The organism is Methylobacterium sp. Leaf125, assembly GCF_001423085.1.
Taxonomy (GTDB): Bacteria; Pseudomonadota; Alphaproteobacteria; order Rhizobiales; family Beijerinckiaceae; genus Methylobacterium.
Genome location: NZ_LMNU01000001.1, coordinates 470,082 through 494,124 on the forward strand (window position 1 = coordinate 470,082; position 24,043 = coordinate 494,124).

Sequence of the window (24,043 nt, forward strand, 5' to 3'; positions counted from 1 at the left end):
GCTCAGACGCGCTCGACGCAGAGGGCGACGCCCATGCCGCCGCCGATGCAGAGGGTGGCGAGGCCGCGCTTGGCGTCCCGGCGCTTCAGCTCGTGCAGCAGGGTGACGAGGACGCGGGCACCGGAGGCTCCGATCGGGTGGCCGATGGCGATGGCGCCGCCATTGACGTTCACCTTGTCGGTGTCCCAGCCCATGTCCTTGTTCACGGCGAGCGCCTGGGCGGCGAAGGCCTCGTTGGCCTCGATCAGGTCGAGGTCGGAGGCCTTCCAGCCGGCCTTGTCCAGGGCCTTGCGCGAGGCCGGGATCGGGCCGGTGCCCATCACCTTCGGGTCGACGCCGGCCGTGGCCCAGGAGACGATCCGGGCCAGGGGCTTGATGCCCCGGCGTTCGGCCTCGGAGGCCGACATCAGCACGATGGCGGCCGCGCCGTCGTTGAGCCCCGAGGCGTTGGCGGCGGTGACGGTACCGTCCTTGGTGAAGGCCGGCTTGAGCTTCGCCATGGCCTCGACGGTCGCGCCGTCGCGGATGTACTCGTCGGTGTCGACCACGACGTCGCCCTTGCGGCCCGGCACGGTGACGGGGGCGATCTCCTCCTTGAAGCGCCCCTCCTTGCGGGCGGCTTCGGCCTTGTTCTGCGAGGCGGTGGCGAACTGGTCCTGCTGCTCGCGGGTCAGCTGGAAGGCCTGCGCCACGTTCTCGGCCGTCTGGCCCATGTGGTAGCCGTTGAAGGCGTCCCAGAGGCCGTCCTTGATCATGGTGTCGACGAGCTTGACGTCGCCCATCTTCTGGCCGCCGCGCAGGTACTGCGCGTGCGGGGAGAGCGACATCGATTCCTGGCCGCCAGCCACGATCACGGTGGCGTCGCCGTTGGCGATCTGCTGCATGCCGATGGCGACCGTGCGCAGGCCCGAGCCACAGACCTGATTGACACCCCAGGCGGTGGCCTTCTCGGGGATGCCGGCCTTGATGGCGGCCTGGCGGGCGGGGTTCTGACCGGCGCCGGCGGTGAGCACCTGGCCGAAGATCACCTCGTCCACGTCGTCGGCCGGGACGCCGGCGCGCTCGAGGGCGGCCTTGATCGCCACGGCGCCGAGGTCGTGCGCGGGGACGGTGTTGAAGACGCCGCCGAACGAGCCCACCGCGGTGCGCGCCGCGCCGACGATGACGATTTCTTCTGCTGCCATGGTGACGTTCTCCTCATCCCGGCGGGCGCTCCCTTGACGCTCTGAATGCAATCGAGCGTGGGCGCCTTTGTGCCGTTCTCTCGGATGAAAGCCGTCGACCCTGCGAAGTCAAGGCATCCGAAGGTTGTTTGCAGCTCCGCCCGTGACAGGAAACGCTTCGTTGCGTGGTATTCCGCGGGATGGGCGATAAATTGCTGTTTTCGTCGGCACGGGAACGTCTTAAGGTGCACTTGTGCGGCGCGGGATCGAGCAGCGGTCCTCGGCGCCGCCGTAAGAAGATCGCGCGGCTACGAACGCGCCGGGAGAGGCCCCCAGAAATGGCGGATAACGGTAAGTCCACCCACACCGTCATCAAGAAATACGCTAACCGGCGCCTCTATCACACCGGGACGTCGACCTACGTCACCCTCGAGGACTTGGCGACGATGGTGCAGAACGGCGAGGACTTCCTCGTCTACGATGCACGCTCGGGCGACGACATCACCCGGTCGGTGCTGACGCAGATCATCTTCGAGCAGGAGAACAAGGCCGGCGAGGACAACCTGCTGCCGGTGGCCTTCCTGCGGCAGTTGATCCGCTTCTACGGCGACAGCATGCGCACCATGGTTCCGAGCTTCCTGGAATTCTCCATGGCGAATTTCGCCCGGGACCAGGAGGGTTTGCGCGAGAAGATGGCGCAGAGCTTCGCGCCCACCGCGTTCCAGAGTGCGATGGAGGAGCAGGTCCGGGCGAATATGAGCTTCTTCGGCGACGCAATGAAGATGTTCACCACCTTCGGCACCGGCCCGCTCTCCGGCATGGGCGCCCATCCCTCCTCGGCAGGCAAGTCCGCGGGCGTTCCCGCCCCGACCCAGCACGGCTCGGCCGGGAACGACCTCGACGACCTCAAACGCCAGATGGCCGAGATGCAGTCCCGTCTCGAGGACCTCGCCAAGAAGTGAGCGCGGGCCGCAGGAGTCGCGGGTCGCAGGAATCGTCCGAGACCCTCAACCGGTAACCTTGCTGCGCGGCAGGCGCCGGATCAAAGGTTGACGAACCGTTAACGCGGGCCAATTCTGTTCCCACGGGCCATGCGGGCCCGGGGAGCGAGGGCCATGGCGCGTACCGAGACGGCGCGGGACGACCTGGCAGGCGCGCTGCCCGAATCGGACTCCCTCCCGCGTCGTGACCTCGTGGTGATCTCCGGCGGCGCGGCGCCCGGGTTTCGACCGATCCCGGCTCGTCCCCTGTCGGGCTTCTTGGCCCAGCTCATCGTCAGCGTCGAGCCGACCCTGAGGCCGTCCCGCCTCGAGCGCACACGCTCGGCCGCCGCGCGCTACGCAGAGGCGGCGCGCCGCGCCTGACAGACCCTGACGTCGCCCCCGGCGGTAGGGATCGGCCAACGAAAAAAAGCCGGGCCCTTGCGGGGCCACGGCTCGGGAATCTCGGATCTGCGGTGCAGTCCGGGGCAGCCGTACGGCGCCCCCGCGAGGCTCAAGCCTCGGTCGACTTCACCTTGAGGACCTGGCGGCCCCGGTACATGCCGGTCTTGAGATCGATGTGGTGGGGACGACGCAGCTCGCCCGAATCCTTGTCGGTGACGTAGGTCGGGGCCTTGAGGGCGTCGGCGGAGCGGCGCATGCCGCGACGCGAGGGAGAGGTCTTTCGCTTCGGAACGGCCATCGGAAGAGTCCTGTTACGGCAAAAAAGGCACCGTGGGCGCGACTTCCAGGGGAAGGCCGCCTCGGTACCGTGGTCAAACGGAGATTCGCTGGCGGCTCTATAACGCCACCCGCAGGTTCTGGCTAGAGTGTCCCGCGCAGGAGGCCGGAACAGACGGTGCCGCCAGGTGCGGCGCGGATCGGACCGCCACGCGGCGAAGGTCCCTGCGGAGGATTTCCTCCACCGCCGCGCTGGAAAGACCTCCGCTCTGAACCCGCAGAGGATTCGCCCGCGTGATACGCCGAAGATCCCGGCGAAGATCCTGGCACGGAAACGTGCGAGGACTTTAATCTGCGGTTCAAGTTGGAGCTTCTACTCAGGGGACAGGCTCGCTGCCGCATCGCGCGGAGGGCGATGCTTTCGGGAGACATCCATGTCCTCATCCCTGCTGCGTACCCTCGCCGTTCTGACCTGCCTCACCGCGGGGCCCGCCCTGGCCCAGGCGCCGAGCCCGGCCACCCCCATGCCCACGACGGCTCCCAAGACCGTGGCGCCCACCGCGCCTGCGGCGCCCAAGGTGCCGACGGTCGAGCCGACCGCGAAGACGACCCTGGTCGACATCAATAGCGCCACCGCTGCCGAGCTCGACGCGCTGCCGGGCATCGGCGCCGCCCGCTCCGCCGCGATCATCAAGGGGCGCCCCTATCGTGGCAAGGACGAGCTTCTGTCCAAGAAGATCATCCCCCAGAACGCCTATGACGGCATCAAGGACAAGGTCATCGCGAAGCAGAAATGAGGCTGGTCAAACAGACCCAGGGCCTGATGCGGCGCGCGGGGTGCTCCCGCGCGCCGCGCAGTCCGCCACCCTTGCGGGGGTCGGGGCCCGATGATAGGCGCCGGGGATCACACGAGAAACGCCGTTCGTGGCCCGTCGTCGATCCCAGCGCGGAAATTCCCCGTCCATGCCGCCGCATCCTGCCATTCGCCTGCATCGCGGCGACCTGCCTGCCGATTACGTCGCCGGCCCGGCCATTGCCATCGACACCGAGACCCTCGGGCTCAACCCGCATCGCGACCGGCTCTGCGTCGTACAGATCTCGCGCGGCGACGGCACGGCTGACGTGGTCCAGATCATCCCCGGCGGTCCGGCGCCCGAGACGCTGATGCGCGTGCTGGCCGATCCGGCCACCCTGAAGATCTTCCACTTCGCACGCTTCGATCTCGCGGTGCTGTTCCGGGGCCTCGGGGTCATGCCGGCGCCGGTCTACTGCACCAAAGTGGCCTCGAAGCTGGCTCGCACCTATACCGACCGGCATGGGCTGAAGGACGTGGTCCGCGAACTCGTGGGCGTCGACCTGTCCAAGCAGCAGCAATCCTCGGATTGGGGCGCCGATACCCTGAGCCAGGCCCAGGTCGATTACGCCGCCTCCGACGTCCTCTACCTGCACGCCGCGCGCGCGCGCCTCGACGCGATGCTGGAGCGGGAGGGCCGCACGGATCTCGCGCGGAACTGCTTCGACTTCCTGCCGACCCGCGCCCGCCTCGATCTCGCCGGCTGGCCGGACACCGACATCTTCGCGCATACCTGACGGCGGCCTCCGCCGCACAGGCGCCGTCGCGCCGACGTCCCTGCGCGCCCGTCTCCGTGCGCCGTCGCACATCCCCGCCCGCGCGCCTGCGCCATTCCGCCCTCGGGTGAACCGGAGGCTTGATGCTTTCTAAAGCTTCCCGTCATAACTTCGCCACTGCCCCCGGTCATCCGGCGGTCGACCCAGCCGTGGCGCGCTCCTCGCGCGTGCCGACGCCGCCGGGGCACGATGTTGGAAAGATCATGCACCTGGGCGCGGCGATCGAGACGGGGCAGACGAGCGACGGCCGCGTCGATGCGCGCCGGACCCGCGCCCATGCGCGGGCGCGCAACCACAGCAGCCACGTGCGCGCCCTGCGCCGGCTGATTCCCCTCGCCGCCGGAACCGCCGTCCTCGCGCTCGCGGTCGTCACCTTGTTCAATCCCTTCGGGGCCGGCCTGCCCGATGTGTCGGTCGGCCAGCTCAGCCTGTCGGGCAGCAAGGTGAAGATGGAGAATCCTCGCCTGTCCGGCTTCCGGAAGGGCGACCGGGGCTACGAGGTCACCGCCACCGCCGCTTTCCAGGACGTTCGCAAGCCGAGCGTGATCGAATTGCAGGCGATGAAGGGCCAGCTCAACACCGACGACAAGGGCGGCCTCGTGCACCTCGAAGCGGCCTCCGGCGTGTTCGATTCCACGCGCGAATCCCTGAACCTCGACCGGGACATCCGGCTCTGGACGGACAAGGGCGAGGAGGTCCGCCTGAAGACGGCGGCCGTCGACTTCAAGGCCGGCAGCGTGCGGTCGAGCGAGACCGTCGCCGTCTCGATGCCCAGCGGCACCATCGTGGCCGACACCCTGGAGGTGATCGACAGTGGCCACGTCATCTCTTTCGTCGGCAACGTCCATACGGTCCTGCACGGTCGGGATCCGCAGGACAAGTCCGAAGCCCAGGCCGACAAGGCTCAGGTCGCCGGTCTGACCGACAAGCCGGCGCGTATCCGGACCACGGCGGCCGAGCCCGAGGACGGGGAGCGCCGCCCGTGACGCGGCCCACGGGGATGGACATCGGTCCGCATCGGCTCCGGACGGCCCTTGCGCTCGCGCTGGTGGCCGTGATCGCGGCCGGACCCGTCGCGGCACAGACGGCGCCTGCGGCCCCGCGCAAGGAGAAGTCCGCTTCGCCCCTGGGCAACCTCGGGGGCAGCGGCAAGGAACCGATCAAGATCGACGCCGACCGTCTCGACGTGTTCGACCGCGAGAACAAGGCGATCTTCGCCGGCAACGTCGTCGCCGTGCAGGGCGACAGCACGATCCGCTGCTCCAGCATGACGGTGCGCTACAAGCGCGGCAAGGACAAGAAGGAAGCGACGGCGCCGGGCGGCGAGCCGGCCAGCCAGGCCGAGCGGGCCGCCGGCCTGAACGAGAACGGCATCCAGCGCGTAGAATGCGCCGGCCCGGTCACCGTGGTGCAGAAGGACCAGATCGCCACCGGCGACAACGCCGTGTTCGATCAGGAGGCCAAGCGCATCGTGGTCACCGGCAACGTCATCCTGAGCCAGTGCCAGAACGTCACCCGCGGCTCCCGCCTCGTCTACGACATGAACACCGGCCGGGCCAATATGGACCCGGTGGCAGGCGGGCGCGTCTCCGCCCTCCTGGTGCCGCAGAAGGAGGACGGGGCCAAGGGCAAGGGCTGCACGCCGGCCCCCATCGCCGGACGCGCGACCAGGCCGCCGGCCGACAAGCCCGCGGCCGACAAGCCCACCGAAGCCTCCGCCGAGAAGCCTGCCGGCAAGACCCGGGCCCAGACGAATTGAGTGCCGCGGCGCCGGCGCCCGCCCTGGCGGAGCGCTCCTCCGACCGTGCCGGCGCGCCGCCGGCACCCTCCCTGCTCCGGCGGTTGTTCGGCGGTCGCGCCCGTCGTCGCGCGGCCGAGGCGGCTGCCATCGTCGAGGAGGGCGGCGGACCGGGCATCCTCTGCGTGCGTGGCCTGCGCAAGAGCTATGGCGCCCGCACCGTGGTGCACGAGGCCGGTCTTACCGTGCGCAACGGCGAGGCGGTCGGACTGCTCGGCCCCAACGGCGCCGGCAAGACCACCATCTTCTACATGATCACCGGCCTCGTCACGGCCGATCGCGGGACCATCACCCTGGACGGCCTGCCGATCACCCAATTGCCGATGTACCAGCGGGCCCGCCTCGGCATCGGCTACCTGCCGCAGGAAGCCTCGATCTTCCGCGGCTTGACCGTGGAGGACAACATCCGCGCGGTGCTCGAGGTGGCCGAGCCCGACCGGAAAGAGCGCGCCCGCAAGCTCGAATCGCTGCTCGAGGAGTTCGATATCGCGCGCCTGCGCAAGTCGCCGTCGATCGCCCTCTCCGGAGGCGAGCGCCGCCGCTGCGAAATCGCCCGGGCGCTCGCGTCCTCGCCGAGCTTCATGCTGCTCGACGAGCCCTTCGCGGGTATCGACCCCATCGCGGTCGGCGATATCCAGGACTTGGTGAAGCACCTGAAGCAGCGTGGGATCGGCGTGCTCATCACCGACCACAACGTGCGCGAGACCCTTGGGCTGATCGATCGGGCCTACATCGCCCATTCGGGCCGTATCCTCACCGAGGGGACGCCCGAGGAGATCGTGGCCAATCCGGAGGCCCGCCGCCTCTATCTCGGCGAGGATTTCCGCCTGTAGGGGCCAGTCCCGTCCGGATGCTACAGGGGCCGCCCTGCATCCGGATCGCAGCCCGCAGGTTTTTCAGCCGGCGTCCGACAGGCCTCAAGCCGCCCATCCTCGGTGCAGTGCGGGAATTTCCATTGATCTCACAAGCTATTGTTAGCGTCGGCGATGCGAGGCTCAGACTTCCACGAGCGCGCGTATCCCCATGCCGTTTTCATAGCCTGCCCAATTTGCGTGCAAATCTAATCCGCCACGCTTTGACGTGGGATCGGGTTGGCGCTAGACCTGGGAACAGACGACAGGAAGCAAGATTTGTGCCGAGGTTCGGCTCACGGCGACGTGTGCCGCCGATCTGAGGTGCGACTCACCCGGGGCGACAACGATGAGTCTGCTGCAACGGCTGGAAATGCGCCAGGGCCAAGCCCTGGTGATGACGCCTCAGCTTCTCCAGGCGATCAAGCTGCTCCAACTCTCCCAGCTCGACCTTGCCGCCTACGTCGATGCCGAACTCGAGCGCAATCCCTTGCTGGAGCGCGCCGACGGTGAGAGCGAGGGCGAACGCCCGCCGGCCGAGACACCCTCCGAATCCTCGGTCGATCGCGACGGGGACGGTGAGGGCGGCGACTATGACGGAGGCGACGAGCCCTGGATCGCCACCACGCTGACGGCGAGCGGCGCCGACATGGAGAGCGCCCTCGACACCCGCCTCGACAACGTGTTCTCGGACGAGAACCCGACCCATGCCCGTGAAGCGGCGTCCGGCGACATGCTCTCCCTGACGCCGGCGCCCTACGGCAATACCGGCGGCAGCTTCGACGGCGAGGCCCCGGATTTCGAGGCGAGCCTCACCGCCGAAATCTCCCTGCGCGAGCATCTCGGCGCCCAGCTCGACCTTGCCACCCGCGATCCCATGGACCGGTTGATCGGCGGCTTCCTGATCGATGCCGTCGACGATGCCGGTTACCTGCGCGAATCCATCGATGCGGTGGCCGAGCGCCTTGGCGCGTCCCTCGACCGGGTCGCCCGGGTGCTGAAGCTCGTCCAGAGTTTCGAGCCTGCCGGCATCGCCGCGCGCGACCTCGCCGAGTGCCTCGCCCTGCAACTGCGCGACCGCGACCGGTTCGATCCGGCCATGCAGGCCCTGGTGTCGCGCCTCGACCTCGTGGCGAAGCGCGACTTCGCGGCGCTTCGTCGGCTCTGCGGCGTCGACGACGAGGACCTCGTCGACATGCTGGCCGAGCTGCGCCGGCTCGATCCGAAGCCCGGTCGCGCCTTCGGAAGCCGGGCCGTCGAGGTGTTGATCCCCGACGTGTTCGTGCGTGCCGCGCCCGACGGCTCCTGGCTGGTGGAGCTCAACGCCGAGGCCCTGCCGCGGGTGCTGGTCAACCAGAGTTACTATGCCCGGGTCTCGCGCGGTGCAGCGGCCGAGGGTGACAAGGCCTTCCTGTCGGAATGCCTGCAGACCGCCAACTGGCTCACCCGCAGCCTGGAGCAGCGGGCCCGCACCATCCTCAAGGTCGCCTCCGAGATCGTGCGCCAGCAGGACGCGTTCTTCCTGCACGGCGTCGCGCACCTGCGCCCGCTCAACCTGAAGACGGTGGCCGAGGCGATCGGCATGCACGAATCCACCGTCTCGCGGGTCACCTCGAACAAGTCGATCGGCACCAGCCGCGGCACGCTGGAGATGAAATACTTCTTCACCGCCGCGATCCCGGGCGCCGCCGGCACCGCCGCGCATTCGTCCGAGGCCGTCCGCCACCGCATCAAGCAGCTCGTCGACGGCGAGGCGCCGAGCGACGTGCTCTCCGACGACGCCCTGGTGCAGCGCCTGCGTGACGAGGGCATCGACATCGCCCGCCGCACCGTCGCCAAGTACCGGGAATCCCTGCGCATCCCCTCCTCGATCGAGCGCCGCCGCGAGCATTTCGCTTACGCGGGGCGGTGAAGCGACCGCCGCGGCATCCCCTTCGGCGACGGACGGATCGGATCGGCGAGGTCCGCCTTGCGCGGGCCCGACGGCTCGCGCACGGCCGAGGCCCGGGCCGCGAATGACGGATCGAAGGCCGGCACAAGGCCCGGGCCCGACCTCGCGTTGACTTCTCCGAGAGAGGCTCCTTAACTCAGGTTGCGCCTCACCCAGGGCGTGTCCACAACGAAAATCGGAGGGATCATGGGGTCATTGCGCGTGACGGGCCACGGCCTGGACCTTGGCGAAGCCCTTCGGGGGCGGGTCGAGGAGCGAATGGCTGCCACCCTCTCGAAGTATCTCGACAGCCACATGAGCGGGACCTGCTCCGGCCACGTCACCCTGCGGCGGGACGGAACCGCCTACCGCACCGATTGCGTGCTCCACCTCGTTTCCGGCCTGACCCTGGAAGCCTCCGGCGCCGCCCACGACGCCCATGCGAGCTTCGAGCAGACGGCGGACCGCCTGGAAAAGCGCCTGCGGCGCTACAAGCACAAGCTGAAGGACCATGGCGCGGCCGGCCATGACGGCGCGACCGTGCAGGCGGCCTACGCGGTGTTCGCGGCTCCGAGCGAAGCCGAGGCCATCGACCTCGACGAGGATGGCGACGACGGGGAAGCGGCGCACCCGCCCGTGGTGGCGGAGAGCACCAAGACCCTGAAGCGCCACTCGGTCAGCGAGGCGGTCACCGCCCTCGACCTCACGGGCGCGCCGGTGATCGTGTTCGTTCACGCTGGCACCGGACGCATCAACGTCGTATACCGCCGCACGGACGGGGCCATCGGCTGGGTCGATCCGGCCGAGGCAGCCTCGTAGGCGCGGGTCGGGAACAGAGCCTGAACCCGTTCGATTGAGTCCAAGGGCCGCCCCGGGCGGCCCGACCTTTCATGGAGTGGCGGCCGGGTCTCGGCCGCCGCCGACGGGGCGACGGTCCTTCATGCCAGTGCTGGAATTCCTCTCTCCGGATTCCGTGGTGCCGTCCCTGCGCGTCCGCGCCAAGAAGTCGATGCTGCAGGAGCTCAGCGCTCACGCGGTCCGTCAGCTTCCGGCCCTGGACGAGCGCGAGGTGTTCGAGACCCTGCTGCAGCGCGAGCGCCTGGGCTCCACCGGCATCGGCGACGGCGTCGCCATCCCGCACGGCAAGCTGCCCGGCCTCGACCGGCTGTTCGGCCTCGTCGCCCGGCTGGAGAAGCCGGTGGATTTCGATGCCCTCGACGGCCAGCCCGTCGACATCGCCTTCCTGCTCCTGGCTCCCGAGGGGGCCGGCGCCGACCACCTGAAGGCTCTGGCCCAGGTCGCCCGCCTCCTGCGCGAGCCGGGTATCCTCGAGCGCATCCGCGCCGCCCGCGACGCCAGTGCCCTCTACGCGCTGCTCACCCACACCTCGGCCTCGCAGGCCGCTTGATCATGCGGATCCTGCCCTGCGGGCCAACTCTGGTTGCCCTCCTGCTCGTCGCCGCGCCGGCCCACGCGCAGCAGCGCGGCGTCACCGATACCGCCTGCGCCCGCGACGTCCTCGTGGCGAACTCGATGCAGCGCCAGGCGATCGACCAGCTCGAACAGGCCGGCAGCGAGGCGGCCGACCAGTGTCGCGTCTGGCGTCGGCACGTGGAGACCATGCGCCGGGTGGCGAGCGTCTATGGCCGCTGCCTCTCGGGGGTCGAGCGCACCGACCGCCTGAACCAAGTCCAGACGTCCGAGAAGGAATTCGCCGGGATGATCCGGAGCCAGTGCAAGGGGCTGTGAAGCCTCGGGCTCCGAGCGGGATTCGGCCTATTCCTGCCCGCGCAGCAGCAGCGGTTCGGCGACCATCTTGATCGGCTTGCCGCGTCCGATCAGGATAGCGGCCCGTGAGCGCTCCGGATCATGCTCGAAGCGGGTCCGGACCCAGGCCACGAGGAATTTCAGGTATTCCGAAGCCAGCAACTTGGCGGAGGCGGGGTGATGCCACCAACGGTCGGCATCGAAGCCCTCCGCGATCACCGGATGGGGCACGACGCGATCGGCTCCCACCAGTGCGTGGTCGAGTTCCACCATGGTGCGGGGCATGTGGTAGTTCGAGGTCACCACCGTCACGGTGCTGAAACGGTGCTGGCGCATCCAGCGACGGGTCTCGATGGCGTTGCCGATGGTGTTGCGCGCCCGATAGTCGAGGTCGACGCAGCAATCGATCCAATGCCGCTGCGTCGGGTTGAGACGGGCGATCTCATCGCGACTGGTGCGCTCGTTGACACCCGTGATCAGCAGGCGTCGGCCGTAGCCGTTGGCGAGAAGGTCGATGGCGTCGCCGATCCGCTGCGCCCCGCCCGTGAGCGCCACGATGCCGTCGGCCCGGCCCTGCGGCACGCGCTCGTCCCGCTCCAGGCAGGCCACGAAGGTCAGGAAGCCGCAGAAGAGCGCGACGGCACCGGTGGCCGCGAGGCCGAGGGTGGCCTTGGCGGTCGGCCCGAGACCACTTCGCGCCGTGGATCCAGGGCCGGACGCATCCGGTTGCCGGCGCGCCGGGGCAGGCGCGCGGGATGCGGCGTCGGTCCAGGCCCATCCGAAAGCCTCGGAGGGCCTCATGGTGCCGCTGGCTGACATCCGCCTCGTCATTCCCCCAGAAAGTAGCCCCGATTGGGGCGTTCACGAGGCAAGTATCTCCGCCCCGAAAGGTTCATGAAGGGTTAACGGGATCGCCCGCTTCCGTGACAGGGCGCGCGCCGCTGTCGCGGGCCCCCGTTCCTCAGGCCAGGAACCGTCGCACGGTGAGGCGCGAGACGATGCCGGTGACCACCGACGCGATCACGCCGATGAGGAGCACGGCGGCGTAGCCGCGCCAGCCGATGTGGAAGGTGCCGAACAGGGCCTCGATTTCCTCCCCGGCCGGGCCGGAGCGCCAGTTGCGCGACACCAGCCCGGCCAGCGCGAAGGCCGCGATGGCCGCGCCCGAGCCGATGATGCCGCCGCGCAGGCCGAGGCCGAAGAACCGGCGCTGGAAGGCCCGGGCGATGAAGTCGTCGTTGGCGCCGACGAAGTGCAGGACCTCCACCACCTCCCGGTTGCCCGCCATGGCGCCGCGGGTCGCGAAGACCACCGCGAGGCCCGTCGCCACCAGCACCAGAAGGACGATGCCGACCCCGACGCCCACGAAGGTGTTGGCCGCCGTGGAGAGCCGACGCAGCCAGAGGGCGTGGTCGTCGAGGCTCGCCACCCCGGGCAGCGCCTCGCTGAGGGAACTGCGCAGGGGCTTGAGGTCCGGGGCCGTCTCGGCGAGCTTCAGGGTCACGAGCCGCGGCACCGGCAGGTCCGAGAGGTCGAGGCCGCTGCCGAGCCAGGGCTCGAGCAGGCGCTCGGCCTCGGCCTTCGAGAACACCCGCACGGCGGCGATGCCGGGTGTGGCCTTGGCCAGGCCCTCGGCCCGGGCGACGTCGGCATCGATGTCGCGGCCGGGGCTCGGACGCACCTGGATCGTCACTTCCTGGGCCACCGTGTCCTGCCACTGAACGGCGCTGGAGGCCACGATCTCGGCCGCGCCCGCGCAGAGCGCGGCGAGGAAGGTCAGGATCGCGATGACGGCGGCCAGGGCCCGGCTGGCCGCCGAGTCGGTCGGGACCAGGGGGGCGTTGCGGCGCAGGGTCGGGGGCAGCGGGGCCGCGCGCGACTCCGGCGGCGCCGGAGGCTTCACCGGTGGCCGGTCGTCGGTGCGGGGCGGCGGATGGTGTGCCGGCGCGGCGGATGGCGTGTCGGTCTCGTCCATCATGCCTCGACCGTCAGGCGTCCATCGCCGAGGACGAAGCGCCGGGCATCGACGAGGTCCATCAGGGCGAAGTCGTGGGTGGCGATGAGGACCGAGGTGCCCAGCCGGTTGAGTTCGATGAACAGGCGCAGCAGGCGGCGGCCGAGGCCGGGGTCGACATTGCCGGTGGGTTCGTCGGCCAGGAGCAGTTCCGGCCGGGCGATGAGCGCCCGGGCGATGGCGGCGCGCTGCTTCTCTCCGCCCGAGAGAAGGGGCGGCAGCACGTGCATGCGCTCGCCGAGGCCGACCCAGCGCAGGAGTTCGACGACCTCGGCCCGGTAGCTCGTTTCCGACCGCCCCTGGACACGCAGGGGCAGCGCGACGTTCTCGTAGGTGGTGAGGTGGTCGAGCAGGCGGAAATCCTGGAAGACCACGCCCATGCGCCGCCGCAGGCCGGTCAGCGCTTCGCTGGAGATGTCACTGACTTCCTCGCCGAAGACCGACACGAGGCCGCGGGTGGGGCGCACCGACAGCAGAATCAGGCGCAGCAGGGTGGTCTTGCCCGCACCGGACGGTCCCGTGAGGAACTGGAACGAGCGCGGTGCGATCTGGAAGCTGACATCGCTCAGCACCTCCGGCCCGAGACCGTAGCGCATGCCGACGCTCTCGAACTGGACCACCGGCTCCTCGGCTCCGGAGAGGAGCGACTGCGTGTTCACCCGATCCGCCACGATCCCCCCAAGGTCCTGCCCAACCACGCCTGCCCGACCAAGACTGCTCTACCAGGACTGCCCTCGTGCGACGGCCCTCGTGCGACGGTCCCGCGCATCCCGGTTATAGGCCGCCCGCTTCACGGACGGTTAACCGTGTTGGCGGAGAACCGTTTGAGTCTTTTTGCCCCCGTCGGCAACCGTCCATCGAGATCCGAGGTCCACGGACGCCATGCTGATCGTCTGCCCGTCCTGTACCAGCGCGTACGAGATCGACGTGGACCGCGTCGGCGCGGACGGGCGCTCGGTGCGCTGCGCGGCCTGCCGCGAGACCTGGTTCATCTCCCCCGACGACGTCTCCGCCGCCCTTGAGGCCGAGATGACCGCGGCCATGATGGCCGCCTCCGAGCTCGGTCCCGACGCGGCGCAGAGCCGCGCCTCGGCCCAGGCCGATCTCGATGCCTGGGAGTCGGCCCTGGCCGCCGAACCCGAGCCCGATCCTTCGCCCCCAGAGACACCGCGTCCGCGGGCCCGGACCAAGCCCGCGAAGCCGAAGCGCAACGGCTTCTCCCTGGCCTCGCCCGGGGCCGCCCTCGGGCTCGCCGTGCTCGGCGGGCTCGGTCTCGCCGTTCTCGGACGGGCCACGGTGGTGCGGGCGATGCCGCAGAGCGCCGGCCTCTATACCCGGGTCGGATTTCCGGTGAACCTGCGTGGCGTCGAGTTCCGCGACGTCGTGGCATTCCAGAGCCCGGGGGAGGGCGCGCAGGGCCAGCTCGTGGTGGAGGGGGATCTCGTCGGCGTCGCCGCTGAGGCCGCGGTACCGCCGATCGAGGTGGAGGTCCGGGACGGGCGCGACCAGGCGCTCTATCGCTGGCGCATCGCGCCCCCGCGCGCCGCCCTCGAGAAGAGCGAGACCGCGCGCTTCCGCGCGAGCCTGTCGGCGCCGCCGGCGCAGGGCCGCTCGGTCCGCGTGCATTTTGCCGCCGCCGAGGCGGGCGAGACCATGCCGAAGGCCGATGCCAGCGCCCCGGCCCCGTGATAAGGAACGCGGATGACCAGTGCTTCCCGACGCGTCCGCGTCCTCTTCGACGAAACCGCCATCGCCCGGCGCACCGAGGAACTCGCAGCGGCCATCGCCGCCGCCAATCCCGAGAACCTGCTCGTGGTGGCGGTGCTCAAGGGCAGCTTCATGTTCGCCGCCGACCTCCTGCGCGCCCTGCACCGGGTCGGGCTGGAGCCGCAGGCCGAGTTCGTCCACCTATCGAGCTACCGCACCGCCACGGTCTCCTCGGGGCAGGTCGAGATCCTGCGCGACGTGGAGAGCGAGGTGCGCGGACGCGACGTCCTCCTGGTGGACGACATCCTCGAATCCGGCCGCACCATCGTGTTCGCCAAGGACCTGCTGATGGCGCGGGGCGCCAAGCGGGTGCTCACCGCCGTGCTCCTGGAAAAGCCCGGCAAGCGCGCCGTGACCATCGATGCGGATTTCGTCGGCTTCACCTGCCCGGACGTGTTCGTGGTCGGCTACGGCATGGATGTCGCCCATGCCTACCGCCAGCTGCCCTTCGTCGGCCTCGTCGATTACGAGAGCCGGGAGCCCGACCTGTTCGGCGGCACCTGAGACGCACCCGCTCACGATCCGCAGAATTTGCCGCGCGCGCGGAATTCGTCGTGCGTGCCGGAGAATATGAAACGATCTGGCTCTTAAAGAGCTTGCTGTGTCCGACGATCCCTTGACAGGGCGCGTCGGCGCTTGCGTGACTGAGCGCTCGGATCCGAGAGAGATACAGACGCACGATGGCCCGCATCCTCCTGGTGGATGACGAAGAGACGGTGCGGGGCTTCCTCAAGCGGGGCCTCGAGATCGACGGTCACGCCGTGGTCACGGCCACGGACGGCAGCGACGGCCTCGACCGGCTGACCGAGGCGGACGGCGCGTTCGACCTCATGCTCACCGACATCCGCATGCCGCTGATGGATGGGATCGCCCTGGCGCTCGCGGCCAAGCGCGACTTTCCCAATCTCACCATCCTGCTGATGACCGGCTTCGCCGACCAGCGCGAGCGCGCGCGGGGCCTCGATGCCATCGTGACCGACGTCCTGACGAAGCCGTTCTCCCTGGCCGACCTGCGCTCCACGGTGAATCGGGCGCTCGCCGCCTGAGACGCGCCGGGTCCGCCGCCTCGTACCCGGAATCCCGCGCATGATCCTCCATTCCGACCGTCACCTGCCCGACCGTCCTCTGCCCGACATCCTCTCGGCCATCGGCGCCACGCCCCTGATCCGCCTGGCGCGCGCCTCCGAGGAGACCGGCTGCACCATCCTGGGCAAGGCAGAATTCCTGAATCCCGGCCTCTCGGTGAAGGACCGGGCGGCGCTCTCCATCGTGCGCGACGCCGAGGCAAGGGGCGCCATCCGGCCCGGCGGCACCATCGTGGAGGGCACGGCCGGCAATACCGGCATCGGTCTGGCACTCGTGGCCTCGGTGCGCGGCTACCGCACGGTCATCGTGATCCCGGAGACGCAGTCGGCCGAGAAAAAGGAAACCCTGCGCCTGGCCGGCGCCCGCCTGGTGGAAGTGCCGGCGGTGCCGTTCGCCAACCCCAACAACTACGTTCACGCCGCCCGCCGGCTCGCCGAGCGCTTGGCCGAGACCGAACCGGCCGGAGCCTTCTTCGCCGACCAGTTCGACAACGTCGCCAACCGGCAGGCCCACGTGGAGACGACGGGTCCGGAGATCCTGGCGGCGACCGGTGGGGCGGTCGACGGCTTCATCTGTGCGGCCGGAACCGGCGGCACCCTCGCGGGGACCGCCGAGGCCCTGCGCGCCGCGCGCCCCGACGTGCGGATCGGCCTCGCCGACCCGGAGGGGTCCGCGCTGTACGCCCACTACACCACCGGCACCCTGAAGGCGGAGGGCTCGTCGATCACGGAGGGCATCGGCCAGGGACGGATCACCCGCAACCTCGCGGGCTTCGCCCCGGACGTCTCCTTTCGGATTCCCGATGCCGAGGCCCTCGAGATCGTCTTCCGGCTGATGCGGGAGGAGGGCCTGAGCCTCGGCGGCTCGTCGGGCATCAACGTCGCCGGGGCGATCCGGCTCGCCCGGGAACTCGGGCCGGGCCACACCGTCGTGACCATCCTGTGCGACGGCGCGGCGCGCTACGCCTCGAAGCTGTTCAACCCCGCTTTCCTGGCCGAGCGGGGCTTGCCGGTGCCGGATTGGCTGGGACCCGCATCGAATTCGCTGCCCGATTGGCGGGCCTGAAGTCGATCGGAGGAAAAACTCTGCCTTTGTGGGATTATGCCGCACGGACCGTTGAACGGAATCGCCACGGCGACGTTTGTACGGTCAAGCTCAAGCAATTCTGGTTGGGCGCGTGACGGAGTTCCCATCCATGACCCTGACGACCATTCTCCTCATCCTCCTGATCCTGATCGTGCTTGGCGGCGGTAACTTCCTCGGCGGCGGTGCTTACCGTGGACCGAGCTTCGGACTTGGCGGCCTGCTCGTCATCATCCTGATCGTCCTCCTCGTCACCGGGCGCATCTGACGATTCCGCTCACGGCTGGCACGTGACGGCCACCACCGCGCCCGCCAGGGCTGCGGCGGCTGCGCCCAGCGTGCCGGCCTCTTGGGGGCCGGCCCCGCTCGCGCCGGTTTCGCGCGGCGACGGGCCCCCGACGCCAGCTGCACCGAGAAAGGTCGCCAGCGCGGCCCCGGTCACGAGGCCGTAGCGCGCCGGCGGCACCACGCCCGCCACCTGCCGAGGCTGTGCCGAGACCGTCTGGACGAGGCCGACCACTGCGCCCGCGCGATCCAGGATCGGAGCGCCCCCCGCACCGGGTTGGAGCGGTGCCGTGATCCGTGCGCTCCCCACCGCCCCTCCTGTTCCCGCCTGATCCATGCCTGCCTGTCCCGGCGCCACCGCGACGCCGCCCTCGCCATCGATGACGAGGGCCGCCACGGCCTCGCCCTCGGTCAGGCCGCGTCCGCGGACCGGCGGTGTGATCGCGGTCCGGCCCGCGAGGGGCCCCGTTTCCAAGAGGATCAGATCGGCCGTGGCGCCGGCGCCGACGCGCGCCGCTTGGCCCGCGACCAGGGGCACCCGGCATCCGGCCAGGGCTACCGCGCTCGTCAGCACGTGCCCTGGCGCCACGAGGAGGCCGGTCGCAAGCGGCGCCGGACGGGTCCCGGGCAGGGGCGGCGGCGCGGGAGCCGGAACGGCGGTTGCCACCGGCGCCGCGACGGCGGCCGGAGCCGCATCGGGGAAGGGCACGAAGCTGTTGGCGATGGCGATGGCGAGGCGGTCGACCTCGCCGGCCAGGGCCTTGTCGTAGCCGAGGGTGAGGCCGCGCAGGCCCGCTTCGCCGGCGGCGTAGCGGATGTAGGACTTCCCCGTCGCGGTCTCGGCGGTTACCACCAGGAAGTCGGGACGCAGGAGCTTGTAGGTCACTCGCCGGTCGGGGCTCGGCGCCGTAACGCGTGCGAAGACCGCCTCGAGCCCTGTCTCGCCGGCGGGAGAGGACTTCGTCTCCAGGGTGATTCGTCCGTCGGCGCTCTGCCAGCGGGTGCCGCCCGGCTGCGCCGCGCGCTTCGGCAGCACGCGTTCGGGCACGCCGAGCACCACGCCGCTGGCCGGGTCCGGCTTGACGACGAAGCGGGCGGCTGCGCGCGCCGCCGCGCCCTCCCTCAGCAGCGCGGCGCGTCCGGTCGCGTCCGGCAGGCCGGTCCCGCCGCTGCGCTTCGCATAGGCCTGGAGCGCCTCGAAGCTGCGCCGCCCGAAGGTGCCGTTGACCACGCTGTTGTAGTCGCCGGTCCAGACCAGGGCGTCCTGCAGGCCCTTGCGCTCGCCTTCCGGCAAGGCCTCGAACGCGGTCCGCGCCGCCTCGAAGGCCGGATCGGGCGTGGCCGGCTTCGTCCGCCCGGGGGCGGGTGCGGAGGGCGGGGGAGTGGATGGCGGGGGAGCGGCGGGCCCCTGGGCCGAAGCGACCCCCGCCATCATCCCCAGCATGAAACCGGTTGCGCTCCAGATGGACCGATCGCGTCGCGTCATGGTCGGGTCGCGCCTCTCCGCGAGAACCTGTCCGGTGTGGCAGAGCCCGTGCCCGAATTCCAGGCCGTTGCGGGCCATGCGCGAAGTGCTACGGTTCCATCGGGCGCGCCGCATCGGCGTCCGGACGACGGGGTGGAAGCATGTCGGGATCAACCGGACACGGGCGCTCGCCCCGATCCGCGATCGGCGTCTCGGGCATTCTGCAGGCCCTCGCGCTCGCCGGGCTGCTGGCGTTCCCCGCCTCCGTCCAGGCGCAGGCTCCCGCCCCCCGTGCCGCGGCCAAGGTTGTGCCTACGCCCTCCGCTTCCAAGGCGGGCGCTCCTAAGACGTCCGCTCCCAAGACCTTCGTGCGCGAGGACCTCGCCAGCGACGGCGTGCGCCTCGAGGCCACTCTGAAGAGCGAGGCCGGCGCGGCGAAGCCCGACGCGAAAGTCGCCGCCAAGGCCCGCGCCGAGGGCGAGGCCTTGATCGAGGCCGAGAAGCCGGCCGACGCCCTCAAGCCCCTCGGCCTCGCCGTGGCGGGCGAGCCCGGCGAGCCGGCCAACTGGCTCGCCTATGCCCGGGCGGCGAATACGGTCGGCAACGACGGTCGGACGGGCGACTATGCCAACCGCCTGCGCCTGCGCCTGCGCCGCAACGCCCGGGCCGCCGCCTACCAAGGCTACCTGCGGGCGGGCGCTGCGGCGGCCGAGGCCGCGGCGCTCGCCGTCCTCGGCGAAGTCTATGCGGCCGAGTCGGAGTGGCGCCCGTCGCTGGAGGCCTACCGCGCCAGCCTCGCCCTGGCCGACGACACGGAGGTGCGCGAGACCTATGAATCCCTGCGGGCCGAGCACGGCTTCCGCATCCTCAACTACACCGTCGATTCGGATGCCGCGGCCCCGCGCATCTGCTTCCAGTTCTCCGAAGGCATCGCGGCCAAGACCGATTTCACGCCCTACATCGCGGTCTCGGGTGCGGCCAACGCCGCCGTCACCGCCACCGGCCAGCAGGTCTGCGTCGATGGCCTCAAGCACGGTGAGCGCTATGCCTTCGTGGTGCGCTCCGGCCTCCCCTCGGCGGCCGGCGAGGGCCTGCTGAAATCGGCCGATTACGAGGTCTACGTCCGGGACCGCTCCCCCCAGGTCCGCTTCACGGGGCGCAACTACGTCCTGCCCCGCACGGGCCAAGCCGGCGTGCCCCTGGTCTCGGTGAACGCGGCCAAGATCGACGTCGAGGTGCTTCGGGTCGGCGACCGCGGCCTCCTGCCGTCCCTGCGGGCCGAGGACTTCCTGTCCCAGCTCACCGGCGCCACCGCCCGCACCATCGCCGACCAGAAAGGCCAGCGCGTCTGGAAGGGCGTGCTCGACACGGCCAAGGCCGAGCTGAACCAGGAGGCCGTCACCGCCTTCCCGGTCCTTCAGGCGGTCGGCAGGCTCGAACCCGGCATCTACATCATGCTGGCCCAGGCCAGCGGGGCTTCCGCCGCGTCCGCCGACGAGGAGGGCGGCTACGAGACCCAGGCCACGCAATGGTTCGTGGTCTCGGATCTCGGCCTCACCGCCTTCAAGGGCCGCGACGGCGTCCACGTCTTCGCCCGCTCCCTGGCCTCGGCCGAGACCGTGCCCGGCGCCGAGATTCGGCTTGTGGCGCGCAACAACGAGGTCCTGGCCACGGCAAAGACCGACGGCCAAGGCCACGCCGCCTTCGCGTCGGGCCTCGCCCGCGGGGAGGGGGGCGCCGCACCGGGCCTCGTGGTGGCGCAGATCGGCGACGATTACGGCTTTCTCGATCTCGGCCAATCGGCCTTCGACCTCACGGATCGCGGCGTGAGGGGCCGGCCCCAGCCCGGGGCCGTCGAGGCCTACGTGTTTCCCGAGCGCGGGGTCTACCGCTCGGGCGAGACCGTGAACCTCACCGGGCTCCTGCGCGACGCCACCGGCCTCGCGGTGCCGGAGATTCCGCTCACCCTGGTGGTGAAGCGCCCGGACGGCGTCGAGTACCGGCGCGCCCAGCTGCCCGATGCGGGCCTCGGCGGGCGCGCCCTGGCGCTCCCCCTCCTGACCGGCGCGCAGCACGGCACCTGGCGGGTGGCGGCCTATACCGACCCCAAGGCGCCCGCCATCGGCGAAGCGAGCTTCCTCGTGGAGGACTACGTCCCCGAGCGCCTGGAGGTGACCCTGGAGAGTGCGACGCCGAGCCTGACCCGGGGCGCGCCCGCCACCATCGACGTGGCCGCGCGCTACCTCTACGGCGCGCCGGGAGCCGGGCTCGAGGTCTCCGGCACCGTCCTGGTGCAGCAGGCCTCCGGCAGCGGCATCAAGGGGCTCGCGGGCTACTCCGTCGGCCTCGACGACGAGCGGGTGGAGGCCGCCTCGGCGGAGATCGACGCCCGTGCCACCACCGATGCGGCCGGCAAGGCCCGGCTCGTGGTGCCCATGCAGGCGCTCGCCGCCCCGCGCCCCACCGAGGCGAAGATCACCCTGCAGGTCGGCGAGCCCGGCGGGCGGGCGCTGAGCCGCAGCCTGACCCTGCCGATCCTGCCCGAAGGGCCGGTGCTCGCCATCCGCAAGGGGTTCGGCGGCGATCTGACCGAGGGCAGCGTCGCCGGCTTCGACGTGGTCATGGCCGCGCCCGACGGCCGACGCCTGTCGCAGGGGAACGTCGCCTGGACGCTCCAGCGCGTCGAGAAGACCTATCAATGGTACCGCGAGGGTGGGCGCTGGTCCTACGAGCCGGTCACCAGCACCCGCCGCATCGCCGACGGCCGCCTCGACCTGACGCCCGACGCGCCGGGCCGCGTCAGCGCCACGGTCAGCTACGGCACCTACCGGCTGGAGGCGAGCGTGCCGGGCCGCCCGGCCGCTACGGCGAGCGTGACCTTCACGGTGGGCTGGAGCGGTGGCGAGACCGCGGACGTGCCCGATCTCCTCGACCTGCGCCTGGACAAGGCGGCCTACGCCACCGGCGAGACCCTGCACGCGCGCCTGCAGCCGAAGTTCAAGGGACAGGCGACGCTGGCCGTCGTCAGCGACAAGCTGCACGCGCTCCTCACCGTCGACGTGCCGGCGGCCGGCGCCACCGTCGACATTCCGGTGAAGGCCGAGTGGGGCTCCGGCGCCTACCTCGTGGCCACCGCCTACCGGCCCCTGGACCAGGCGGCCAAGCGTCTGCCGGGCCGGGCGCTCGGCGTCGCATGGTTCGGGGTCGACCGGGACAGCCGCACCCTCGGGGTCACCCTGGAGGCGCCGGCCAAGACCCGCCCGCGCGAGACCCTGACCCTGCCGATCCAGCTCGCCGGCCTCAAATCCGGCGAGGAGGCCCGGGTCAGCGTGGCCCTCGTCGATGTCGGCATCCTCAACCTGACCCGCTACGAGGCGCCCAACCCCTTCGGCTACTTCTTCGGCCAGAAGGCGCTCGGCCCCGAGATCCGCGACCTCTACGGATACCTGATCGACGGCATGCAGGGGACGCTCGGCGCCATCCGCTCCGGCGGCGACGGCGGCGCGGCCGAACTCGCCGATTCGCCCCCGACCCAGGCACCGCTGGCGCTCTATTCCGGACCCGTCACGGTGGGCCGCGACGGCCGGGCCAGCGTCAGCTTTCCCCTGCCGGCCTTCAACGGCACGGCCCGGGTGATGGTGACCGCCTGGAGCCGTGCGAAGGTGGGGGCGGCCCAGGCCGACGTCGTCATCCGCGATCCCGTCGTGCTCACCGGCACCCTGCCGCGCTTCCTCAATGTCGGCGACCGCTCGCGCGTCCACGTCGCCCTCGACAACGTCGAGGGACAGGCGGGCGATTACACGGTGGACCTCGACCTGGCCGGTTCCGTCCTGGTCGGCGCCGAGGCGATGCACCGGACCCTGCGGCTGGAGACCGGGGCCAAGAGCGCCCTCGTCATTCCCATCACCGCCGCCGGGCCGGGCCTGTCACGGATCGACCTGACCCTGCGGGGGCCCGGCCTGCCCGAGGGCGTCGGTCAGAGCTTTGCCCTCACCATCGGTCCCGGCACGGGGGCGCTCGCCCGCCGCTCCCTGCAGGCGCTGGGTCCCGGCGCGAGCCTGAAGCTCTCGGACGAACTCCTGGCCGACATCCTGCCCGGTACCGGCACGGTCTCGCTCTCCGCCTCGAATCTCGCCGGCATCGACGTCCCGGCGCTGCTCCAATCCCTCGACCGCTATCCCTACGGCTGCTCCGAGCAGACGGTGAGCCGGGCGATGCCGCTCCTCTACGTCAACCGCCTTGCCGCCCTCGACAAGCTGGGTCTCGACGACAAGGCCGACGAGCGCGTGCGGCAGGCCATCGAGCGGGTGCTCGGGCGCCAGAACGCGGCGGGCGATTTCGGCCTGTGGTCCACGGATTCCGCGAGCGACACCTGGCTCAACGCCTACGTGACCGACTTCCTGACCCGGGCCCGGGAGCGCGGGTTCGCCGTACCCCAGACCGCCTTCGCCAATGCTCTCGACCGCCTGCGCAACGCGGTCGCCAACACCACCGAGGTTGGTGAGGGCGGCATGGACATCGCCTACGCCGCCTACGTGCTCGCCCGGAACGGCCGGCCCGTGATGGGCGACCTGCGCTACCTCGCCGACACCAAGCTCGCGGCCTTCGCCACCCCGCTCGCGCGGGGCCAGATCGCGGCCGCCCTGGCGCTCCTCGGCGACCGTGGTCGGGCGGCGAAGGCCTTCGACGCTGCGATGGCCAGCGTCCGGGAGACGGCCGCGAGCCCGGCCTACCGGCCGGATTACGGCTCGCGCCTGCGCGACGGCGCGGGCCTCCTGGCGCTGGCCGCCGAGACGGGGCTCGCCCGCGACAGCATCCAGCCACTCGGCGCCCTCATCGCGGCCGAGCGGGCCGGCGGCCGGCCGACCAGCACCCAGGAAGAGGCCTGGATGGTGCTCGCCGCGGAGGGCCTGAGCGCGGACTCCGACAACCTCCGCTTCACCCTCGACGGCCAGCCCGTGAGCGGCGCCGTGGCGCGCAGCTACCGGGCTGGCGCCCTGGAGGCCCGGCCCGTCACCCTGGTCAATGCGGGCAGCCAGCCCGTGCAGGCCGTGGTCAGTGTCAGCGGCAATCCGATCGCGCCGGAGCCGGCCGAGGCGCGCGGCTACACGATCGAGCGGCGCTACCACCGCCTCGACGGCACCCCGGTCGACCTCGCACAAGGGGTCCGCCAGAACGATCGCCTCGTGGTGGTGCTCACGGTGACCGAGGCCAAGGCCAGCGCCGGGCGTCTCCTCCTCGTCGACCGCCTGCCCGCCGGCCTGGAGATCGACAACCCGAAGCTCCTCGACGCCGACGCGCTCAGCGGGCTCGCCTTCGCCAAGTCGGAGGTGGCCCCCGTCCATACCGAGTTCCGCGATGACCGCTTCGTGGCGGCCTACGAGCGCAGCCCCGAGCAGTCGGCTTTCTTCCGGGTCGCCTACACGGTGCGGGCGGTCTCCCCCGGCACCTACGTCCACCCGGCCGCCACCATCGAGGACATGTATCGGCCGGAGCGCTTCGGTCGCACCGGCTTCGGTTCGATGACGGTGAGCGCGAAGTAGG

General features: G+C 70.9%; 23 protein-coding genes. 17 read left to right on the forward strand and 6 right to left on the reverse strand.

The annotated features are described in order from the left end of the window. Positions 1–2 precede the first annotated feature (2 nt). The gene (locus ASF58_RS02140) at positions 3–1,184 is read right to left on the reverse strand and encodes an acetyl-CoA C-acetyltransferase (protein ID WP_055946832.1); all 1,182 of its coding nucleotides are present in this window, start codon (positions 1,182–1,184) and stop codon (positions 3–5) included. Positions 1,185–1,501: 317 nt separating this feature from the next. On the opposite strand from ASF58_RS02140, the gene phaR reads away from it, so the two are divergent. Together phaR and ASF58_RS02150 are read left to right on the forward strand one after the other, a co-directional pair. Next, the gene (phaR, locus tag ASF58_RS02145; RefSeq protein WP_055946836.1) at positions 1,502–2,125 is read left to right on the forward strand and encodes a polyhydroxyalkanoate synthesis repressor PhaR; all 624 of its coding nucleotides are present in this window, start codon (positions 1,502–1,504) and stop codon (positions 2,123–2,125) included. A gap of 153 nt (positions 2,126–2,278) precedes the next feature. After that, the gene (locus ASF58_RS02150) at positions 2,279–2,527 is read left to right on the forward strand and encodes a hypothetical protein (RefSeq protein ID WP_055946838.1); all 249 of its coding nucleotides are present in this window, start codon (positions 2,279–2,281) and stop codon (positions 2,525–2,527) included. A 130-nt stretch (positions 2,528–2,657) separates the two neighbouring features. Here the strand turns inward: ASF58_RS02150 and rpmF are convergent, their stop codons facing one another. Further along, a complete protein-coding gene (gene rpmF / locus ASF58_RS02155; RefSeq protein ID WP_055946842.1) occupies positions 2,658–2,846 on the reverse strand; it encodes a 50S ribosomal protein L32 in 189 nt (62 codons plus the stop codon). Between the two features lie 412 nt (positions 2,847–3,258). On the opposite strand from rpmF, the gene ASF58_RS02160 reads away from it, so the two are divergent. From ASF58_RS02160 to ASF58_RS02200, 9 genes are all read left to right on the forward strand, one after another. Continuing rightward, the gene (locus ASF58_RS02160; protein WP_055946844.1) at positions 3,259–3,621 is read left to right on the forward strand and encodes a helix-hairpin-helix domain-containing protein; all 363 of its coding nucleotides are present in this window, start codon (positions 3,259–3,261) and stop codon (positions 3,619–3,621) included. Positions 3,622–3,787: 166 nt separating this feature from the next. Beyond that, the gene (locus ASF58_RS02165) at positions 3,788–4,414 is read left to right on the forward strand and encodes a ribonuclease D (RefSeq protein ID WP_055946847.1); all 627 of its coding nucleotides are present in this window, start codon (positions 3,788–3,790) and stop codon (positions 4,412–4,414) included. 242 nt (positions 4,415–4,656) lie between these two features. Continuing rightward, positions 4,657–5,439 carry a hypothetical protein gene (locus tag ASF58_RS02170; protein ID WP_055946849.1) on the forward strand — a complete coding sequence of 261 codons (783 nt, stop codon included), beginning with the start codon at positions 4,657–4,659 and terminating at the stop codon, positions 5,437–5,439. Positions 5,440–5,459: 20 nt separating this feature from the next. Further along, entirely contained in the window at positions 5,460–6,212 is a 753-nt protein-coding gene (locus tag ASF58_RS02175) for an LptA/OstA family protein (RefSeq protein WP_055948622.1), read from the forward strand. Between the two features lie 83 nt (positions 6,213–6,295). Further along, positions 6,296–7,084: an LPS export ABC transporter ATP-binding protein gene (gene lptB, locus ASF58_RS02180; RefSeq protein ID WP_243214809.1), complete on the forward strand. Its 789-nt coding sequence runs from the start codon at positions 6,296–6,298 to the stop codon at positions 7,082–7,084. A gap of 367 nt (positions 7,085–7,451) precedes the next feature. Then, on the forward strand, positions 7,452–9,014 hold the full coding sequence (rpoN, locus tag ASF58_RS02185) for an RNA polymerase factor sigma-54 (protein ID WP_082512775.1): 1,563 nt from the start codon (positions 7,452–7,454) through the stop codon (positions 9,012–9,014). A gap of 225 nt (positions 9,015–9,239) precedes the next feature. Next, on the forward strand, positions 9,240–9,851 hold the full coding sequence (gene raiA / locus ASF58_RS02190) for a ribosome-associated translation inhibitor RaiA (protein WP_055946853.1): 612 nt from the start codon (positions 9,240–9,242) through the stop codon (positions 9,849–9,851). A gap of 121 nt (positions 9,852–9,972) precedes the next feature. Further along, the gene (gene ptsN, locus ASF58_RS02195) at positions 9,973–10,440 is read left to right on the forward strand and encodes a PTS IIA-like nitrogen regulatory protein PtsN (protein WP_055946855.1); all 468 of its coding nucleotides are present in this window, start codon (positions 9,973–9,975) and stop codon (positions 10,438–10,440) included. Between the two features lie 2 nt (positions 10,441–10,442). Beyond that, positions 10,443–10,781, forward strand: a complete 339-nt coding sequence (locus ASF58_RS02200; RefSeq protein ID WP_055946857.1) for a hypothetical protein — start codon at positions 10,443–10,445, stop codon at positions 10,779–10,781. Between the two features lie 27 nt (positions 10,782–10,808). Here ASF58_RS02200 and ASF58_RS02205 read toward each other — a convergent pair whose 3' ends face one another. From ASF58_RS02205 to ftsE, 3 genes are all read right to left on the reverse strand, one after another. Beyond that, complete coding sequence (locus ASF58_RS02205; RefSeq protein ID WP_055946859.1) at positions 10,809–11,618, reverse strand: YdcF family protein; 810 nt, start codon at positions 11,616–11,618, stop codon at positions 10,809–10,811. Between the two features lie 142 nt (positions 11,619–11,760). Continuing rightward, positions 11,761–12,777 (reverse strand): ABC transporter permease, encoded by a 1,017-nt coding sequence (locus ASF58_RS02210; RefSeq protein WP_244477159.1) that lies wholly within the window; start codon positions 12,775–12,777, stop codon positions 11,761–11,763. Then, positions 12,774–13,472, reverse strand: coding sequence for a cell division ATP-binding protein FtsE (ftsE, locus tag ASF58_RS02215; protein WP_181259686.1), 699 nt, complete (start codon positions 13,470–13,472; stop codon positions 12,774–12,776). Before ftsE ends, ASF58_RS02210 begins: the two co-directional genes overlap by 4 nt. A gap of 223 nt (positions 13,473–13,695) precedes the next feature. Here ftsE and ASF58_RS02220 point away from each other — a divergent pair, with 223 nt between their 5' ends. From ASF58_RS02220 to ASF58_RS25535, 5 genes are all read left to right on the forward strand, one after another. After that, complete coding sequence (locus tag ASF58_RS02220; RefSeq protein WP_055946863.1) at positions 13,696–14,502, forward strand: zinc-ribbon domain-containing protein; 807 nt, start codon at positions 13,696–13,698, stop codon at positions 14,500–14,502. Positions 14,503–14,514: 12 nt separating this feature from the next. Beyond that, complete coding sequence (hpt, locus tag ASF58_RS02225) at positions 14,515–15,084, forward strand: hypoxanthine phosphoribosyltransferase (RefSeq protein ID WP_055946865.1); 570 nt, start codon at positions 14,515–14,517, stop codon at positions 15,082–15,084. 176 nt (positions 15,085–15,260) lie between these two features. Continuing rightward, complete coding sequence (locus ASF58_RS02230; protein ID WP_055946868.1) at positions 15,261–15,626, forward strand: response regulator; 366 nt, start codon at positions 15,261–15,263, stop codon at positions 15,624–15,626. A 40-nt stretch (positions 15,627–15,666) separates the two neighbouring features. Beyond that, a complete protein-coding gene (locus ASF58_RS02235) occupies positions 15,667–16,731 on the forward strand; it encodes a cysteine synthase A (RefSeq protein WP_055946870.1) in 1,065 nt (354 codons plus the stop codon). A 130-nt stretch (positions 16,732–16,861) separates the two neighbouring features. Then, positions 16,862–17,017, forward strand: coding sequence for a DUF3309 domain-containing protein (locus ASF58_RS25535; RefSeq protein WP_103708171.1), 156 nt, complete (start codon positions 16,862–16,864; stop codon positions 17,015–17,017). 9 nt (positions 17,018–17,026) lie between these two features. Here the strand turns inward: ASF58_RS25535 and ASF58_RS02240 are convergent, their stop codons facing one another. Further along, positions 17,027–18,598: a serine protease gene (locus ASF58_RS02240; protein WP_244477160.1), complete on the reverse strand. Its 1,572-nt coding sequence runs from the start codon at positions 18,596–18,598 to the stop codon at positions 17,027–17,029. Between the two features lie 62 nt (positions 18,599–18,660). Here ASF58_RS02240 and ASF58_RS02245 point away from each other — a divergent pair, with 62 nt between their 5' ends. Further along, a complete protein-coding gene (locus tag ASF58_RS02245) occupies positions 18,661–24,042 on the forward strand; it encodes an alpha-2-macroglobulin (RefSeq protein ID WP_244477161.1) in 5,382 nt (1,793 codons plus the stop codon). Position 24,043: the final 1 nt, after the last annotated feature.

What these genes read in the sequence shown, in the direction of transcription:
- ASF58_RS02245 (WP_244477161.1), top strand. Translation starts at nt 18,661, where the DNA reads ATGTCGGGATCAACCGGACACGGGCGCTCGCCCCGATCCGCGATCGGC.
- rpmF (WP_055946842.1), bottom strand. Translation starts at nt 2,846, where the DNA reads ATGGCCGTTCCGAAGCGAAAGACCTCTCCCTCGCGTCGCGGCATGCGC.
- raiA (WP_055946853.1), top strand. Translation starts at nt 9,240, where the DNA reads ATGGGGTCATTGCGCGTGACGGGCCACGGCCTGGACCTTGGCGAAGCC.
- ASF58_RS02165 (WP_055946847.1), top strand. Translation starts at nt 3,788, where the DNA reads ATGCCGCCGCATCCTGCCATTCGCCTGCATCGCGGCGACCTGCCTGCC.
- ASF58_RS02160 (WP_055946844.1), top strand. Translation starts at nt 3,259, where the DNA reads ATGTCCTCATCCCTGCTGCGTACCCTCGCCGTTCTGACCTGCCTCACC.
- hpt (WP_055946865.1), top strand. Translation starts at nt 14,515, where the DNA reads ATGACCAGTGCTTCCCGACGCGTCCGCGTCCTCTTCGACGAAACCGCC.
- ASF58_RS02150 (WP_055946838.1), top strand. Translation starts at nt 2,279, where the DNA reads ATGGCGCGTACCGAGACGGCGCGGGACGACCTGGCAGGCGCGCTGCCC.
- ASF58_RS02220 (WP_055946863.1), top strand. Translation starts at nt 13,696, where the DNA reads ATGCTGATCGTCTGCCCGTCCTGTACCAGCGCGTACGAGATCGACGTG.
- rpoN (WP_082512775.1), top strand. Translation starts at nt 7,452, where the DNA reads ATGAGTCTGCTGCAACGGCTGGAAATGCGCCAGGGCCAAGCCCTGGTG.
- ptsN (WP_055946855.1), top strand. Translation starts at nt 9,973, where the DNA reads ATGCCAGTGCTGGAATTCCTCTCTCCGGATTCCGTGGTGCCGTCCCTG.
- ASF58_RS02240 (WP_244477160.1), bottom strand. Translation starts at nt 18,598, where the DNA reads ATGGCCCGCAACGGCCTGGAATTCGGGCACGGGCTCTGCCACACCGGA.
- ASF58_RS02235 (WP_055946870.1), top strand. Translation starts at nt 15,667, where the DNA reads ATGATCCTCCATTCCGACCGTCACCTGCCCGACCGTCCTCTGCCCGAC.
- ASF58_RS25535 (WP_103708171.1), top strand. Translation starts at nt 16,862, where the DNA reads ATGACCCTGACGACCATTCTCCTCATCCTCCTGATCCTGATCGTGCTT.
- ASF58_RS02205 (WP_055946859.1), bottom strand. Translation starts at nt 11,618, where the DNA reads ATGTCAGCCAGCGGCACCATGAGGCCCTCCGAGGCTTTCGGATGGGCC.
- ASF58_RS02230 (WP_055946868.1), top strand. Translation starts at nt 15,261, where the DNA reads ATGGCCCGCATCCTCCTGGTGGATGACGAAGAGACGGTGCGGGGCTTC.
- ASF58_RS02140 (WP_055946832.1), bottom strand. Translation starts at nt 1,184, where the DNA reads ATGGCAGCAGAAGAAATCGTCATCGTCGGCGCGGCGCGCACCGCGGTG.
- phaR (WP_055946836.1), top strand. Translation starts at nt 1,502, where the DNA reads ATGGCGGATAACGGTAAGTCCACCCACACCGTCATCAAGAAATACGCT.
- ASF58_RS02170 (WP_055946849.1), top strand. Translation starts at nt 4,657, where the DNA reads ATGCACCTGGGCGCGGCGATCGAGACGGGGCAGACGAGCGACGGCCGC.
- ASF58_RS02200 (WP_055946857.1), top strand. Translation starts at nt 10,443, where the DNA reads ATGCGGATCCTGCCCTGCGGGCCAACTCTGGTTGCCCTCCTGCTCGTC.
- ASF58_RS02210 (WP_244477159.1), bottom strand. Translation starts at nt 12,777, where the DNA reads ATGATGGACGAGACCGACACGCCATCCGCCGCGCCGGCACACCATCCG.